Raw genomic sequence first — 14,426 nt, forward strand, 5'->3', positions numbered from 1 at the left:
CCGCGACCGGGCCTCCGTCCGGCCTCCGCCGGGCGGGAAAGGTGAGCCTGCGCCGGAGCACCGTCGACGCGACCGCCTGGACGGCGGTCTCGTTCGCCGTCGCGCTCGTCGTGCAGCTCGGGCAGTTCGCGCTCCTGGCGAGACTGCTGGACCCCTCCGAGATGGGGATCATCGCGATCGTCACCCTGCTCAACGCGTTCGTCGACATCTTCCTCGGCATGGGGGTCGCCCAGGCGATCATCCAGCGCCGGCGGGCGACCAGCTTCGAGCTCTCGTCGGTCTTCTGGCTCAACCTCTCCGTCGGGCTCCTGGTCACCGTCGCCGTCCTCCTGGGTGCCGCACCGATCGCCTCCCTGCTCGGGTCCGCCGCCGCGGCGCCGGTCCTCACCGTCGCCTCGCTCGTGTTCGTGGGCAGCGCAGTCGGGCAGGTACCGAGAGCGGTGCTCGAGAAGGGGATCCGGTTCCGAGCGGTCGCCGTGTCCGAGACGATCGCTCTCGTCGGCGGCTTCGCCGTGACGGTCTGCCTCGCGGTCTCGGGCGCGGGGGCGCTCTCCTACGCGTGGGGGCTCGTCGCGACCGCGGCTCTACGCTCCGTGCTCGCCCTCGTGCAGGCCCGCCGCTGGTTCCGGCTGCGGTTCCGGTTCCGGATCCGCGAGACCGCCCGCTTCCTCTCCTTCGGCGTCTTCCAGACCCTCGACGGCATCGTCAACTACCTGGGCTCGAACGCCGGCTCGCTCGCGATCGGCCGCCTGCTCGGACCGGCCCAGCTGGGCGGATACACCCTGGGATACAACCTCGCCGTGAACCTCCCCGCGAGGGTCAACCCGATCGTGACGCGAGTGATGTTCCCGGTGTTCTCCTCGATCCAGCACGACCGCGAGCGCGTCGCGCGGAACCACCTCCGCGTCACCGCGGTGCTCAGCATGGCGAGCATCCCGCCGCTGATCTTGGTGGCGCTGCGCTCCGAGGAGATCGTGCGACTGTTCTACGGACCCGGCTGGGGCTGGATCGCGGGCATGACGAGCGCGCTGACGGTGGTGGGCGCGGTGCGGGCCATCGGCAACCCGGTCGGCTTCATCCTGATGGCGATGGACCGGGTGCGGTTCGGGCTGATCGTGAACATCGTGAAGACCGCGATCACGATCCCGATGATCGTCGGCGGGGGAGTGCTGTTCGGACTCGACGGCTTGATCGGCGGGCTGCTGCTCTCGAGCGCTCTCGGCTTCGCCGTCACCTGCGCCGTGCTGCGGGTGGTGCTCGGAGTGCGCCTCGGCGCGTTCCTGCGCGCGTGCGCCGCGGGGCCGCTGCTCGCCGCACCGATGGCGATCGTGCTGCTCCTGCTCCGCCTGCTCCCCGAGGGCGCGCCCCTGCGGCTGCTCCCGGTGGAGCTGGCGCTCGCGGGCCTCGTGCTGGGAGCGACCGCCCTCCTGGCGCCGGGGCGCGACATCGCCGAGGCGCGATCGCTCGTCCTGTCGCGACTGCCCGCCCGGCTCCGGCTCGGCTCCGCCGCCCCGGTCGAGGTCGCCGTGGTGCTGGCCGCCGAGGAGCGCTTCGACGGCAGCGGGGGAGCCGTGGCGACCTGGGTCCGCGAGACGGTGTCCCGGTCCTCGCTCCGGATCGCCGTGCACGCGCCGTGGTCGTCGGCGTCACCGGGCGTGGACGTCCGGCCGCACCGCCTGTACCGGCGGATCTACGCGGTCCAGCGGCGCGCGGCACTCCTCCTGGCGCGTCGGCGCGACAGCGACCCGGGCGCCGAGCTGCGTCGGCTGTCCTTCGGTGGCCGCTTCTGGCTGCTGGTGCTCGCTCCGTCGCTGCGCCGTGTCCCGACGGTCTGGATCCACAACCGCCCCCGCTACGCCGTGCGCCTGCGCCGCCTGGGCTACCGGGGGCGGATCGTCGCACACCTGCACAACGACCTGCTCGATCACCTGCCACCCGATCCCGCCGCCGCCCGGCGCTACCTCGACGCGGTCGACGAGTGGATCTTCTGCAGCGAGTTCCTGCGCGCCCGGGCGGTCGACCGGTACGGCCTGATCGCCACAGCCGTCCTGTACAACGGGGTCGTCCCTCCGCCCGAGGTCCCGCCGGCGCCGCTCGGCGGTACTGCGGAGGCGGTCTTCGCCGGGAGGCTGGTGGCCGAGAAGGGAGCCCGCGAGGCCGTCGAGATCGTGAGGCGGATGCGGACCGAGCACGGCGCCGATCTGCGGCTGGTCATCGCCGGCGCATCGGGCCTCGGGGACGACGCGACGCCCACCCCGTACGTCCGAGCGCTCGACGAGGCTGTCGCCGCCCTGCCCGGCGTCGTGCGCCGGCTCCCGTTCCTCCGGCACGAGGACCTGCTGGAGCTGTTCGGCTCCTCGGCGCTCCTGCTCTACCCCTGCCGCTGGGACGAGCCGTTCGGGATGGTGGTGGTGGAGGCGCTCTCGCGGGGGATCCCCGTCGTGACGGTCGAGCGCGGAGGCCTCCCCGAGATCCTGCGCACCTCCGACGGAGTGGTCGACGGATCCGTCCTCGTCCCGCCGGGCACGGAGGAGGAGGTCGCGGACGCCGTCCTCGCGGAGCTCCCCGCCCTCATCGCCTCGCTGCGCGATCCCCGGCGACGCGCGGAGGTCGCTGCGGCGTCGCGGCGCCGAGCGGCGGACTTCGGCTGGCCGGGCATCGCCCGCCGCGCGGACGAGCTGCTGGCAGACCCCCGTGGCTGAGGCGCGGGGCCGCCGCGCGCACGCGGATCGACGTTCCGCGCCAAGCCCGTCGAGGCTCGTGCCGCGCGATTAGTGTCGGCGCGACATGCCACCTGCATCCCCTCTCCCGCCCGCGTCCGCCGACGCCACCGCCTCTCCCGTGCTGCTCGATCCGCCTCCCGCCCCGGACCGGCGCCCGCGGACGACCCTCCCGCCGCGAGAGGTCGGCCCGTCGTCCCGGAATCGGCGCGCCGCTCTTCCGCTCCGCCAGACGGAGGCCGCCACCGGCACCTCCGCGGAACGGCTCTGACATGGGCCGCCACGCCGACGACGCCCTCCTCCGCCGCCCGACCGCCTCTCGTCCCTCCGTCATCGCCGCGACCCGCGTCACCGACGCTCCGGAGACCCGCGGGCTGCCCTCGCGCGCGCCGGCGGATCCCGCTCAGCGGCGGCACGAGCGGATCGTGCTCGTCTTCCTCGCGGTGCTCCTGGCGCTGAGCGTCGTGCAGCTCTACACCCTGGGGCCCGTCACCGCTCCGGTCGCCTGGAGCCTGCTCTTCCTCCCGTACTCCGTCGCGCGGCTGCGCGGCGGGCGGATCGACCGGTTCGTGGTCGTGGTCCTCCTCGTGATCGCCGGCACCCTCTTCGCGCTCACCTACTCCGGAGCACGCGCGGCCGCGCTGCGCGACGTGGTCTCCGTCGTCTCCTTCCTCACTCCGTACCTGGCCGTCCGCGGGCTCGGCGACGGCGCCTGGCGTGTCGTCGGCCGCGCCCTCAACTGGGCGGCGCCCGTGTTCCTCCTCCAGGTGACGCTCACGATCCTCTTCCAGCTCGATCCCGTGCAGGAGACCGCCTACCTCCGGTGGCCGGACGCGGTGCTGTTCTCCGACATCTACGTGCGGGACATCTTCACGACGTCCTTCAACAACGTCCTGCAGGAGAAGTCGGGAGGGTTCTTCCTCAACGGCAACATCGCCTCGATGTACATGGCCACGACCGGCGCGCTGGCCTTCGCCGTCTGGAGACGGCAGCGGGGGAGGCTCCTCCTGCTCGTCGCCGTCGCCGGGCTGGTCGGCGCCCTCTTCACGCTGTCCAAGACCGCGATCGTCCTCGCGATCGTCCTGCCCCTGCTGGTCGCCGCGATCCGCGGACTCAAGGGACGCAGCCTCGGTCCGGTCGCCTGGATGATCACCATCCCTTCCGGGATCACGGCCGTGTACGCCGTCGCCGTGTCCTTCCCTCAGCTGGCGGAGGCGGGCCTGCTCACGCTCGGGGCCCGCGGCGACTTCCTGCGCCTGGCTGCGAGTGCGTTCCCCGACAACTGGCTGCTGGGGCTGGGGTACGGCGGATGGCAGGAGCTGTGGCTGGCGCGCGGGTCGCAGTTCACCGAGCACAGCGAGCCGCGCCCGCCTCACAACCTCCTCGTCACCGCGTGGACCAACGGCGGGCTCCTGATCGCGCTCCCCGTCCTCGCGTTCCTCCTCCTCGCCACCGTCGCCGTCGTGCGCCTGCTCCTCCGGGTCGCCCGGAACGAGGCCGTCGCCGTCGGTGCGCTCGCCGTCGCCGTCCTCTGGACGTTCCTGCACGGGATGGCCGACAACACCACCTGGTTCGGCGATCAGCACTCGCTCGCGACGCTCGCCGTCTCCATGGCGCTCGTGGGCGTCCTGTCGGCGGAGGCGCCCGCGCCGGGCCGAGTGCCTCACGGAAGCGCTCCGGCGGCCTCGGCCGGCGTGGGTCGGGCGCCGCTGCGACGGCCGCCGAGCCCCGGCCTCGGGCGGCGCTGACGCGACCGCCGCGCCGCAGCCGGTCCGGACACGGACCGCGCCGGTATCATCGACCCGTTATGGCACGCATCTACGACTGCTCCGTCGACACGGACCTCCTGACCGGCACCCGTCTCGCGCGGACGGCCATCGGCCGCGGCGAGCTCGTGGTGATCCCCACCGACACCGTCTACGGCGTCGCGGCCAACGCGTTCGACGCCGCCGCGGTCCAGCGCCTGCTCGACGCGAAGGGACGGACGAGGCAGTCGCCGCCGCCCGTCCTGATCGGGGACGTGGCCGCCCTCGACGCCCTCGCCGAGAACGTGCCGGAGGCGGTGCGCGACCTCGCGCGCGAGTTCTGGCCCGGTGGGCTCACCATCGTCCTGCACGCCCAGCCCTCGCTGGTCTGGGACCTGGGCGAGACGCGCGGGACCGTGGCGCTGCGCATGCCGGACAACCCGGTGACGATCGAGCTCCTCGCCGAGACCGGTCCGCTGGCGGTCTCCTCCGCCAACCGCACGGGGCAGCCCTCGGCCGCGACCGCACAGGAGGCGTTCGACCAGCTCGGCGACTCCGTCGACGTCTATCTCGACGCCGGCGCCGCCGGATCGCGCTACAGCGACCGCCCCGCGGGCGCCAGCGAGTCCTCGACGATCGTCGATGCGACAGCGCTGAGCTTCGAGGGCGGCACCCTGCGCATCCTGCGCCAGGGCGTCGTGTCGGCTGAGCGGATCCGCGAGGTCGTCGGCGACCTGCTGCCGGATCCGGACGCGCCCCGCGCCGAGACGCCGGAGCCCGACGCCTCCACGGCCGGCGCGGCGCAGGCCGGGTACCAGCAGGAGCCCGCCGAGACCGCGACCGGCAGCGACCCGTACGCCTTCGAGCGGACCCCGACCGCGCGCCCCGACTGGGCCTCCGGCGCCCGCCTGCAGGACGACTCCGCGCCCGGCGACTCCGCGCCCGTCGATTCCGCCGATGCGCCGGACACGGGCTCGTCGAGCACGAACGCGCCGACGCCCGGCACCGGCGCCGCCCGCACCGACTCCGCTCCGGGTGAGTAACCGGTGATCACCTTCGCCCTCGTCTCGCTCGCGGTCGCGCTCGTGACCGGAGCGCTGTCGTGGGTCATCTGGAAGCTGAGCCTGAAGTACCGGCTCTACCCGAAGATCCGCGTCAGGGACATGCATACGCGGCCGACCCCCCGCCTGGGCGGCATCGCGATGTTCCTCGGGATTCTCGTCGGCTTCGGCATCGCCTCCCAGCTGCCCTACTTCCGGCTGGTGTTCGCCAATCCCGAGCCGATCCTCGCGATCCTCGGCGCGAGCCTGCTCATCGTCCTCATCGGCGTCGCCGACGACATCTGGGACCTGGACTGGACCACGAAGCTGGCCGGTCAGCTGATCGCCGCGGGCCTGATCGCCTGGAAGGGCGTGCAGATCGTCTCCCTGCCGATCGGCGGCCTGACCGTCGGCTCGCCGTGGATGTCGCTGATCATCACCGTGCTCGCGATCGTCCTGGTCACCAACGCTCTCAACTTCATCGACGGCCTCGACGGCCTCGTGGCGGGCGTCGCCCTGATCGCCAACGGCGTCTTCTTCCTCTACAGCTACCTGCTGGTGCAGCAGACCTCGCCCACCGACTACTTCAACCTGGCCTCGCTCATCGCGGTCCTGCTGGTCGGCGCCTGCGCCGGATTCCTCCCCATCAACTGGCGTCCGGCGCGGATGTTCATGGGCGACAGCGGCGCACTGCTGATCGGGATGCTGATGGCCACCTCCGCGATCGCGGTCACCGGCCAGATCGACCCGGCCCAGCTCGCGGCGAAGGAGCTCCTGCCCGCGTTCATCCCGATCATCCTGCCGTTCGCGATCCTCGTGGTGCCGCTGATGGACTTCGGCCTCGCCGTGATCCGGCGCCTGCGCGCGGGCAAATCGCCGTTCAGCGCCGACCGGAAGCACCTGCACCACCGCCTGCTCGACATGGGGCACTCCCACCTGCACGCCGTGCTGATCTTCTACGCGTGGACCGCCGTCGTCGCCGTCAGCTGCCTGCTGATGTTCGTGGTCGACGTGCTGTGGGTCCCGCTCGTCTTCCTCGGAGTCGGTCTGCTGGTCTGCACCGTCGTCACGCTCGCCCCGCTCAGCCGCCGCAAGCGGCTCGAGGCGGCGGCGCAGTCCGCGGAGGCCTCACCCGTCCTCGACCCCCTCGACCGCGCGTCCTCGACGGAGCTGCTCCGTCCGCCGGCCGGACTCCCGATCGACCGGGACACGACAGCGCCGACCACGGCGCGGAAGGAAGCATCATGACCGGAGCCTCCCCGGCCACCCCCCGTCCGCAGCCCGCGTCCGTCCCCGTCCTGCGCCGCGCGCTGGTCGTGGGCGGCCTCTTCGTGCTCGCCCTGGCCGTTCTCGGCACCGTCGTCGGCGGGATCGCCGCCGGGGGAGAGGGCGCGATCGGAGCCCTCCTCGGCGCGATCGTCGGCGGCGTGATGGTGCTCCTCACCGCCGCGAGCATCCTCGTCGCCAACCGCCTCGACATCGGCGGGTTCTTCGCCGTCGTCCTCGGCACGTGGCTCGCCAAGTTCGTGCTGTTCGTGATCGCCGCCCTGGTCCTGCGCGATCAGCCGTGGCTGAACAGCATCGCGATGTTCGTCACGATCATCGTCGCCGTCCTGGGGTCCCTGGTGATCGACGTCCTCGTCGTCTCGCGCTCGCGCATGCCGAACGTCAGCGACATCGCTCGATGAGGACGAGCCGAACGGTTCCTGAGAGGACCACGATTCGGCTCTCAGGCCGTTCTGTTGCTACAGTAGGGACGAATCCCGCAGGCGAACGTGTCCTCAGATCGTCTCATCGTTGATGGCGGTCGTCGAGCACGATCGCCGTCCGAGCGGAAAACCCCACCTTTCGTCGTCGCGAGAGCGTTGCGTCCGAATGATTCGATTCGGTCGGCTGCAACGTGCCACGCCCCGAATTCCAGGAGCTAGCGCTGTTTGCTAACGCTGTGACCCTGTTGGTCTCGTCCTCGACCGGTGAGAGTGACTTCCACACCCCGTCGATCTCCGAGTTCTTCCCGCCCGGTTTCCTCTTCGAGGGAACCCCTTTCGAGATCAACCGCGTCATGCTGGTCCGCTTCATCGCGGTCATCGCACTGATGCTGTTCTTCTGGCTCGGGACGCGCAAGCTGCGCCTCGTCCCCGGCCGCTTCCAGAACGTCGTCGAGCTCGCGTTCGACTTCGTCCGCGTCACCATCGCCAAGGACATCCTCGGCGAGAAGGACGCACGCCGGTTCCTCCCGATCCTCGTGACGATCTTCTTCGCGATCATCTCGATGAACCTGACCGGCATCGTCCCGTTCCTGAACATCGCGGGGACCTCCGTGGTGGGCATGCCGCTCTTCCTCGGCCTGGTCGCCTACGTGACGTTCATCTACGCGGGCATCAAGGACCGGGGGATGGGCTTCTTCAAGAACGCCCTGTTCCCGCCCGGAGCGCCGTTCCTGATCTACTTCATCCTCACGCCGATCGAGCTGCTGCAGACGTTCATCATCCGTCCGCTCTCGCTCGCACTGCGGCTCGTGATGAACATGATCGTCGGCCACCTCCTGCTGGTGCTGTGCTTCTCGGCCACGCAGTTCTTCCTCTTCAGCTCCCAGATCGACCCGGGCTTCAAGCTCTTCGGCGTCGTGACCTTCGCCTTCGGCGGTGCGTTCACGCTCTTCGAGCTCCTCGTCGCCGTGCTGCAGGCCTACATCTTCACCCTCCTCGCTGCGGTCTACATCCAGTTGGCCGTCGCCGAGGAGCACTGACCCCACTACTCACGGGCTCCCGCCCGTTCTCACGATCACCCCACTGAAAGGACCCACTCGTGGACTCAGTCACCGTTCTCGCCGAACTCACCGGCAACATCGCGACGGTCGGTTACGGCCTCGCAGCGATCGGCCCCGGCATCGGTGTCGGCATCGTCGCGGGCAAGACCGTCGAGGCCATGGCGCGCCAGCCCGAGATGGCCGGCCGCCTCCAGACCACGATGTTCCTCGGCATCGCGTTCACCGAGGTGCTCGCGCTCATCGGCCTCGCCACCTACTTCATCTTCGCGGCGTAGTCGTGTTCAGCACCGCTGTGAACATCGCTGCGGAAGAAGGTGACGTCCCCGCGGTCATTCTGATCCCGGAGTTCTACGACTTCTTCTGGTCGGGGGTGATCTTCCTCATCCTGCTGTTCTTCTTCTGGAGGCTGGTCCTGCCGCGCCTGCAGAAGATGCTCGACGCGCGCTCCGCCGCGATCGAGGGGAACATCGCGAAGGCCGACGAGGCCCAGCGACAGGCTGAGGCCGCCCTCGAGAAGTACACCGCCCAGCTGGCCGAGGCCCGCGCCGAGGCCGGAGTGATCCGCGAGAAGGCGAACGCCGACGGCAACGCGATCGTGGCGGCGAAGAAGGAGCAGGCGCAGGTCGAGGCCGAGCGCATCCTCCACAACGCGCACGCCCAGATCGAGGCGGACCGTCAGGCCGCCGTGGTCTCGCTCCGCTCCGAAGTCGGAACCCTCGCCATCGACCTCGCCTCCGGCGTGATCGGCGAGAGCCTCAACGACGACGCGAAGGCGTCCGCGATCGTGGACCGCTTCCTCGCCGACCTCGAGGCCTCGGAGAAGGCGAACAACTGATGGGCAGCGCGTCCAGGCAGGCACTCGCATCGGCGAAGGCGGAGCTCTCCGCCCTCGCCGGTCAGGCGTCCCTCGACACGGCCCAGCAGCTCTTCGAGGCCGCACGGGTCATCGACGGCCAGGCGCAGCTGCGCGCGGCCCTCGCCGACCCGAGCGCCGACTCGAGCAGCAAGCAGGCTCTCGTCGCCCGCGTGTTCGGTCCCTTCGGCGAGCCGGCCAAGCGCCTGCTCACCGTGATCGTCGGCCACCGCTGGTCGAGCCCGAGCGACATGGTCGCCGGGGTCGAGGAGGTCGGGGTCCGCGCGATCGCGTCGTCCGCTCCGGAGGGCGTCAACCTCGAGAAGGAGCTCCACTCCTTCGGCGAGGTCGTCGCCTCCGACGCCCAGCTCGAGCTCGCGCTCGGCAGCAAGCTCGCCGCCGCCGACTCGAAGGTCGCGCTCGTGCAGCGCCTCCTCGAGGGCAAGGCCGCGGCCGAGACGCTGGCGATCCTCCGGCAGCTGATCGCGCACCCGCGCGGTCGCCGCATCCCGGAGCTCGTCCGCTTCGCAGCCGGCGTGGTCGCCGACCAGGGCGGGTTCATCCTCGCCACGGTCTCGGTCGCCGCACCGATCGCCCCCGAGCAGCTCGACCGGCTCCGCTCGGCGCTCACGCGCCAGTACAGCCGACCGGTCTCCGTCAACGTCGTGGTCGATCCCTCCCTCCTGGGCGGGATGCGCCTGCACGTCGGCGACGAGGTCATCGACGGAACCGTCTCCGCACGGCTGTCCGACCTGAAGCTCCAGCTCGCGTCCTGACGGGCGCACGTATCCTCAGAGGGCACTGCCCTCGACCCCCGCACCATCCAGGTCAGGCCCCGACGACCTCTTCGGCTCGCACGGACCCAACGAATAGGAATTCCCATGGCAGATATCACCATCAGCCCGGATGAGATCCGCGACGCGCTGAAGGACTTCGTCTCGTCGTACGAGCCGGGCAAGGCCTCCACCACCGAGGTCGGCTACGTCATCGACGCCGCCGACGGCATCGCCCACGTCGAGGGCCTCCCCGGCGTCATGGCCAACGAGCTCATCCGCTTCTCCAACGGTGTCCTGGGCCTGGCCCAGAACCTCGACGAGAACGAGATCGGCGTCGTCGTCCTCGGCGAGTTCTCCGGCATCGAGGAGGGCATGGAGGTCACCCGCACCGGCGAGGTCCTCTCGGTCCCCGTCGGCGACGGCTACCTCGGCCGCGTCGTCGACCCGCTCGGCAACCCGATCGACGGACTCGGCGAGATCGCCTCCGAGGGCCGCCGCGCCCTCGAGCTCCAGGCTCCCGGCGTCATGTCGCGCAAGTCGGTCCACGAGCCGCTGCAGACCGGCATCAAGGCCATCGACGCGATGATCCCGGTCGGCCGCGGCCAGCGCCAGCTCATCATCGGGGACCGCCAGACCGGCAAGACGGCCATCGCGATCGACACGATCATCAACCAGAAGGCCAACTGGGAGTCGGGCGACACGAACAAGCAGGTCCGCTGCATCTACGTCGCCATCGGCCAGAAGGGCTCGACCATCGCCTCGGTGAAGGGCGCGCTCGAGGACGCCGGAGCGATGGAGTACACGACCATCGTCGCGTCCCCGGCCTCCGACCCCGCCGGCTTCAAGTACCTCGCCCCCTACACCGGCTCGGCCATCGGCCAGCACTGGATGTACGGCGGCAAGCACGTCCTGATCATCTTCGACGACCTGTCGAAGCAGGCCGAGGCCTACCGCGCCGTGTCGCTCCTCCTGCGCCGCCCGCCGGGACGCGAGGCGTACCCGGGTGACGTCTTCTACCTGCACTCCCGTCTGCTGGAGCGCTGCGCGAAGCTGTCCGACGAGCTCGGCGCCGGCTCGATGACCGGTCTGCCGATCATCGAGACCAAGGCGAACGACGTCTCGGCCTACATCCCGACCAACGTGATCTCGATCACCGACGGCCAGATCTTCCTCCAGTCCGACCTCTTCAACGCCAACCAGCGTCCCGCGGTCGACGTGGGCATCTCGGTCTCGCGGGTCGGCGGCGACGCGCAGGTCAAGTCGATCAAGAAGGTCTCCGGCACGCTGAAGCTCGAGCTGGCGCAGTACCGCTCGCTCGAGGCCTTCGCGATGTTCGCCTCCGACCTCGACGCCGCCTCGCGCCGTCAGCTCGCCCGCGGCGCCCGCCTCACCGAGCTGCTCAAGCAGCCGCAGTACTCGCCGTACCCCGTCGAGGAGCAGGTCGTCTCGATCTGGGCCGGAACGAACGGCAAGCTCGACGAGGTCCCGGTCCCCGACGTGCTGCGCTTCGAGCGCGAGCTCCTGGACTATCTGGGCCGCAACACCCAGGTGCTGAACACCCTCCGCGACACCAACGTGCTCTCCGACGACACCGTCGCCGAGCTCAACCGTGCCGTCGACGGCTTCAAGCTGGAGTTCCAGACCGGTGAGGGCAAGCCGCTCGCCTCGGTCGGGCGCGAGGAGCACCAGGCCATCGCGGCCGACGAGGTCGGCCAGGAGAAGATCATCAAGGGCCGTCGCTGACCAGCGGCACCCCGACGATTCGCCACTTTTAGGACAACAGGAGACACATGGGAGCGCAACTCCGGGTCTACCGGTCGAAGATCCGCTCGGCCCAGACGACCAAGAAGATCACTCGGGCCATGGAGCTGATCTCGGCCTCGCGCATCCAGAAGGCGCAGAACCGCGTCGCTGCCGCGGCGCCGTACTCGAACGCGATCACGCGCGCCGTGTCCGCTGTCGCGACCTACTCGAACGTGGAGCACCCGCTCACGACCGAGCGCGAGAAGCTGGACACGGCCGCGATCGTGATCTTCACCTCCGACCGCGGCCTCGCCGGCGCGTTCTCCTCGAGCGTGCTCAAGGAGGCCGAGGAGTTGGCCGCGCTGCTGCGCAGCGAGGGCAAGGAGGTCGTCTTCTACCTGGTCGGCCGCAAGGCGAACGCGTACTTCTCGTTCCGGAAGCGGGCCAGCGTCCGCGTCTGGACGGGCGGCACCGACCAGCCCGTGTTCGAGACGGCGAAGGAGATCGCGGACGCGGTCGTCGAGTCGTACAACCTCGATGACGAGGAGGGCGGCGTGGACGAGATCCACCTCGTCTACAACCGCTTCGTCAGCATGGTCACCCAGCAGCCGACCGTCGTCCGGCTGCTGCCGCTCGAGGTCGTCGAGGGCGCCGAGGAGCAGAACAGCGAGCTGTACCCGCTCTACGAGTTCGAGCCCGACCCCGAGACGGTCCTCGACCGCCTCCTGCCCGTGTACGTCGAGAGCCGCATCTTCAACGCGATGCTGCAGTCGGCGGCCTCGGAGCACGCGGCACGCCAGAAGGCCATGAAGTCGGCGAGCGACAACGCGGACACGCTGATCAAGACCTACACCCGTCTCGCCAACAACGCCCGCCAGACCGAGATCACGCAGCAGATCGCCGAGATCGTCGGCGGCGCCGACGCCCTGTCCTCCTCCAAGTAAGAGGGCTCCGCTCCACACAGTTTCGACTCCGCCCTCCGGGAGCGGTGAGACCACAGAAGGAAGTAGCAATGACACTGACCGCACCTGAGGCGGCGACCGGGACGTCGGGCGGGGCCATCGGCCGCATCGCCCGCGTCACCGGCCCCGTCGTTGACATCGAGTTCCCCCACGACGCGATCCCCGAGGTCTACAACGCGCTCTACACGCACGTCGAGGTCGAGGGCGTCTCGAGCAAGCTGACCTTCGAGGTCGCGCAGCACCTGGGCGACGACCTCGTCCGGGCCATCTCCCTGAACCCCACCGACGGACTCGTCCGCGGCCAGGAGGTCCACGACACCGGCCTGCCGATCTCGGTCCCGGTCGGCGACGTGACCAAGGGCAAGGTCTTCAACGTGATCGGCGAGGTGCTCAACGCCGACGCCGACGGGAAGATCAACGGCGAGTCGTTCGAGATCACCGAGCGCTGGCCCATCCACCGCAAGCCCCCGCAGTTCGACCAGCTCGAGTCCAAGACCGAGCTGTTCGAGACCGGCATCAAGGTCATCGACCTGCTCACTCCGTACGTGCAGGGCGGCAAGATCGGCCTGTTCGGCGGCGCGGGCGTCGGCAAGACCGTCCTCATCCAGGAGATGATCCAGCGCGTCGCGCAGGACCACGGTGGAGTGTCGGTGTTCGCCGGCGTCGGCGAGCGCACCCGTGAGGGCAACGACCTCATCGCCGAGATGGAGGAGGCGGGCGTCTTCGACAAGACCGCGCTCGTCTTCGGCCAGATGGACGAGCCGCCGGGAACGCGTCTGCGCGTCGCCCTGTCGGCACTGACCATGGCGGAGTACTTCCGCGATGTGCAGAAGCAGGACGTGCTGCTCTTCATCGACAACATCTTCCGCTTCACGCAGGCCGGCTCGGAGGTGTCGACCCTCCTGGGCCGCATGCCCTCCGCGGTGGGCTACCAGCCGAACCTCGCCGACGAGATGGGTGTGCTCCAGGAGCGCATCACCTCGACGCGCGGACACTCGATCACCTCGCTGCAGGCGATCTACGTCCCCGCCGACGACTACACGGACCCGGCGCCGGCGACCACCTTCGCCCACCTCGACGCGACCACCGAGCTCTCCCGCGAGATCGCGTCGAAGGGCCTCTACCCGGCCGTCGACCCGCTCACGTCCACCTCGCGCATCCTCGACCCCCGCTACCTGGGCGCCGACCACTACCGCGTGGCGACGAACGTGAAGCAGATCCTGCAGAAGAACAAGGAGCTGCAGGAGATCATCGCGATCCTCGGTGTCGACGAGCTGTCGGAGGAGGACAAGATCACGGTGTCGCGTGCGCGCCGGATCCAGCAGTTCCTCTCGCAGAACACCTACATGGCGAAGAAGTTCACGGGTGTCGAGGGCTCGACCGTCCCGCTGAAGGACACGATCGAGTCGTTCGACGCGATCACCAAGGGCGAGTTCGACCACGTGGCCGAGCAGGCGTTCTTCAACGTCGGCTCGATCTCGGACGTCGAGGAGAAGTGGACCCAGATCCAGAAGGAGAACGGCTGATCATGGCCGGGACTTTGAAGGTCAGCGTCGTGTCCGCGAACGCCGAGGTGTGGTCCGGAGAGGCGAAGCAGCTCACGGCTCGCACCGTCGAGGGCGAGATCGGCATCCTCGCCGGCCACGAGCCGATGCTCGCGATCCTCGCCACCGGCGAGGTGCGCGTCACGGCCTTGGACGGCACGCGTCTCACCGCGCAGGCCGACGACGGCTTCCTGTCCGTCGAGAACGACGTGGTGACCGTGGTCGCCCGTCAGGCATCGCTGGTCTAGTACACCGCCGCTCACCGCGGCACGG

Annotated in this window: 13 protein-coding genes; all 13 read left to right on the plus strand. The window is 70.0% G+C overall.

Annotation, left to right across the window (positions count from 1 at the left end; all coding sequences use genetic code 11):
- The first annotated feature begins 41 nt into the window (after positions 1–41).
- The 13 genes from GTU71_RS02675 (at position 42) to GTU71_RS02735 (ending at position 14,401) form a co-directional block, all read left to right on the plus strand.
- Positions 42–2,702: an MOP flippase family protein gene (locus GTU71_RS02675; RefSeq protein WP_159939257.1), complete on the plus strand. Its 2,661-nt coding sequence runs from the start codon at positions 42–44 to the stop codon at positions 2,700–2,702.
- 290 nt (positions 2,703–2,992) lie between these two features.
- Positions 2,993–4,468: a hypothetical protein gene (locus GTU71_RS02680; RefSeq protein WP_159939258.1), complete on the plus strand. Its 1,476-nt coding sequence runs from the start codon at positions 2,993–2,995 to the stop codon at positions 4,466–4,468.
- Between the two features lie 59 nt (positions 4,469–4,527).
- Entirely contained in the window at positions 4,528–5,508 is a 981-nt protein-coding gene (locus GTU71_RS02685) for an L-threonylcarbamoyladenylate synthase (protein WP_159939259.1), read from the plus strand.
- Positions 5,509–5,511: 3 nt separating this feature from the next.
- A complete protein-coding gene (locus GTU71_RS02690; protein ID WP_181065442.1) occupies positions 5,512–6,753 on the plus strand; it encodes an MraY family glycosyltransferase in 1,242 nt (413 codons plus the stop codon).
- Positions 6,750–7,193, plus strand: a complete 444-nt coding sequence (locus GTU71_RS02695; RefSeq protein WP_104255053.1) for a hypothetical protein — start codon at positions 6,750–6,752, stop codon at positions 7,191–7,193. Before GTU71_RS02690 ends, GTU71_RS02695 begins: the two co-directional genes overlap by 4 nt.
- 257 nt (positions 7,194–7,450) lie before the next feature.
- The gene (atpB, locus tag GTU71_RS02700) at positions 7,451–8,254 is read left to right on the plus strand and encodes a F0F1 ATP synthase subunit A (protein WP_068254016.1); all 804 of its coding nucleotides are present in this window, start codon (positions 7,451–7,453) and stop codon (positions 8,252–8,254) included.
- 59 nt (positions 8,255–8,313) lie between these two features.
- A complete protein-coding gene (locus tag GTU71_RS02705) occupies positions 8,314–8,550 on the plus strand; it encodes an ATP synthase F0 subunit C (RefSeq protein WP_055794702.1) in 237 nt (78 codons plus the stop codon).
- Between the two features lie 2 nt (positions 8,551–8,552).
- Positions 8,553–9,110: a F0F1 ATP synthase subunit B gene (locus tag GTU71_RS02710; RefSeq protein WP_244229449.1), complete on the plus strand. Its 558-nt coding sequence runs from the start codon at positions 8,553–8,555 to the stop codon at positions 9,108–9,110.
- Positions 9,110–9,904, plus strand: a complete 795-nt coding sequence (locus GTU71_RS02715; RefSeq protein WP_104232703.1) for a F0F1 ATP synthase subunit delta — start codon at positions 9,110–9,112, stop codon at positions 9,902–9,904. Before GTU71_RS02710 ends, GTU71_RS02715 begins: the two co-directional genes overlap by 1 nt.
- A gap of 105 nt (positions 9,905–10,009) precedes the next feature.
- A complete protein-coding gene (gene atpA / locus GTU71_RS02720) occupies positions 10,010–11,647 on the plus strand; it encodes a F0F1 ATP synthase subunit alpha (RefSeq protein WP_159939260.1) in 1,638 nt (545 codons plus the stop codon).
- A gap of 47 nt (positions 11,648–11,694) precedes the next feature.
- Positions 11,695–12,591: a F0F1 ATP synthase subunit gamma gene (locus GTU71_RS02725; protein ID WP_104223024.1), complete on the plus strand. Its 897-nt coding sequence runs from the start codon at positions 11,695–11,697 to the stop codon at positions 12,589–12,591.
- A gap of 68 nt (positions 12,592–12,659) precedes the next feature.
- Entirely contained in the window at positions 12,660–14,135 is a 1,476-nt protein-coding gene (gene atpD / locus GTU71_RS02730; RefSeq protein ID WP_104223025.1) for a F0F1 ATP synthase subunit beta, read from the plus strand.
- A 2-nt stretch (positions 14,136–14,137) separates the two neighbouring features.
- Positions 14,138–14,401: a F0F1 ATP synthase subunit epsilon gene (locus GTU71_RS02735; RefSeq protein WP_104223026.1), complete on the plus strand. Its 264-nt coding sequence runs from the start codon at positions 14,138–14,140 to the stop codon at positions 14,399–14,401.
- Positions 14,402–14,426 lie beyond the last annotated feature (25 nt).

This window comes from Rathayibacter sp. VKM Ac-2762, assembly GCF_009866585.1.
Lineage (GTDB): Bacteria > Actinomycetota > Actinomycetes > Actinomycetales > Microbacteriaceae > Rathayibacter.

Excerpts from the sequence above, each read along its gene's own strand:
- GTU71_RS02680 (WP_159939258.1), top strand. The coding sequence starts at position 2,993 with ATGGGCCGCCACGCCGACGACGCCCTCCTCCGCCGCCCGACCGCCTCT.
- GTU71_RS02685 (WP_159939259.1), top strand. The coding sequence starts at position 4,528 with ATGGCACGCATCTACGACTGCTCCGTCGACACGGACCTCCTGACCGGC.
- GTU71_RS02695 (WP_104255053.1), top strand. The coding sequence starts at position 6,750 with ATGACCGGAGCCTCCCCGGCCACCCCCCGTCCGCAGCCCGCGTCCGTC.
- GTU71_RS02715 (WP_104232703.1), top strand. The coding sequence starts at position 9,110 with ATGGGCAGCGCGTCCAGGCAGGCACTCGCATCGGCGAAGGCGGAGCTC.
- atpA (WP_159939260.1), top strand. The coding sequence starts at position 10,010 with ATGGCAGATATCACCATCAGCCCGGATGAGATCCGCGACGCGCTGAAG.
- GTU71_RS02725 (WP_104223024.1), top strand. The coding sequence starts at position 11,695 with ATGGGAGCGCAACTCCGGGTCTACCGGTCGAAGATCCGCTCGGCCCAG.
- atpD (WP_104223025.1), top strand. The coding sequence starts at position 12,660 with ATGACACTGACCGCACCTGAGGCGGCGACCGGGACGTCGGGCGGGGCC.
- GTU71_RS02735 (WP_104223026.1), top strand. The coding sequence starts at position 14,138 with ATGGCCGGGACTTTGAAGGTCAGCGTCGTGTCCGCGAACGCCGAGGTG.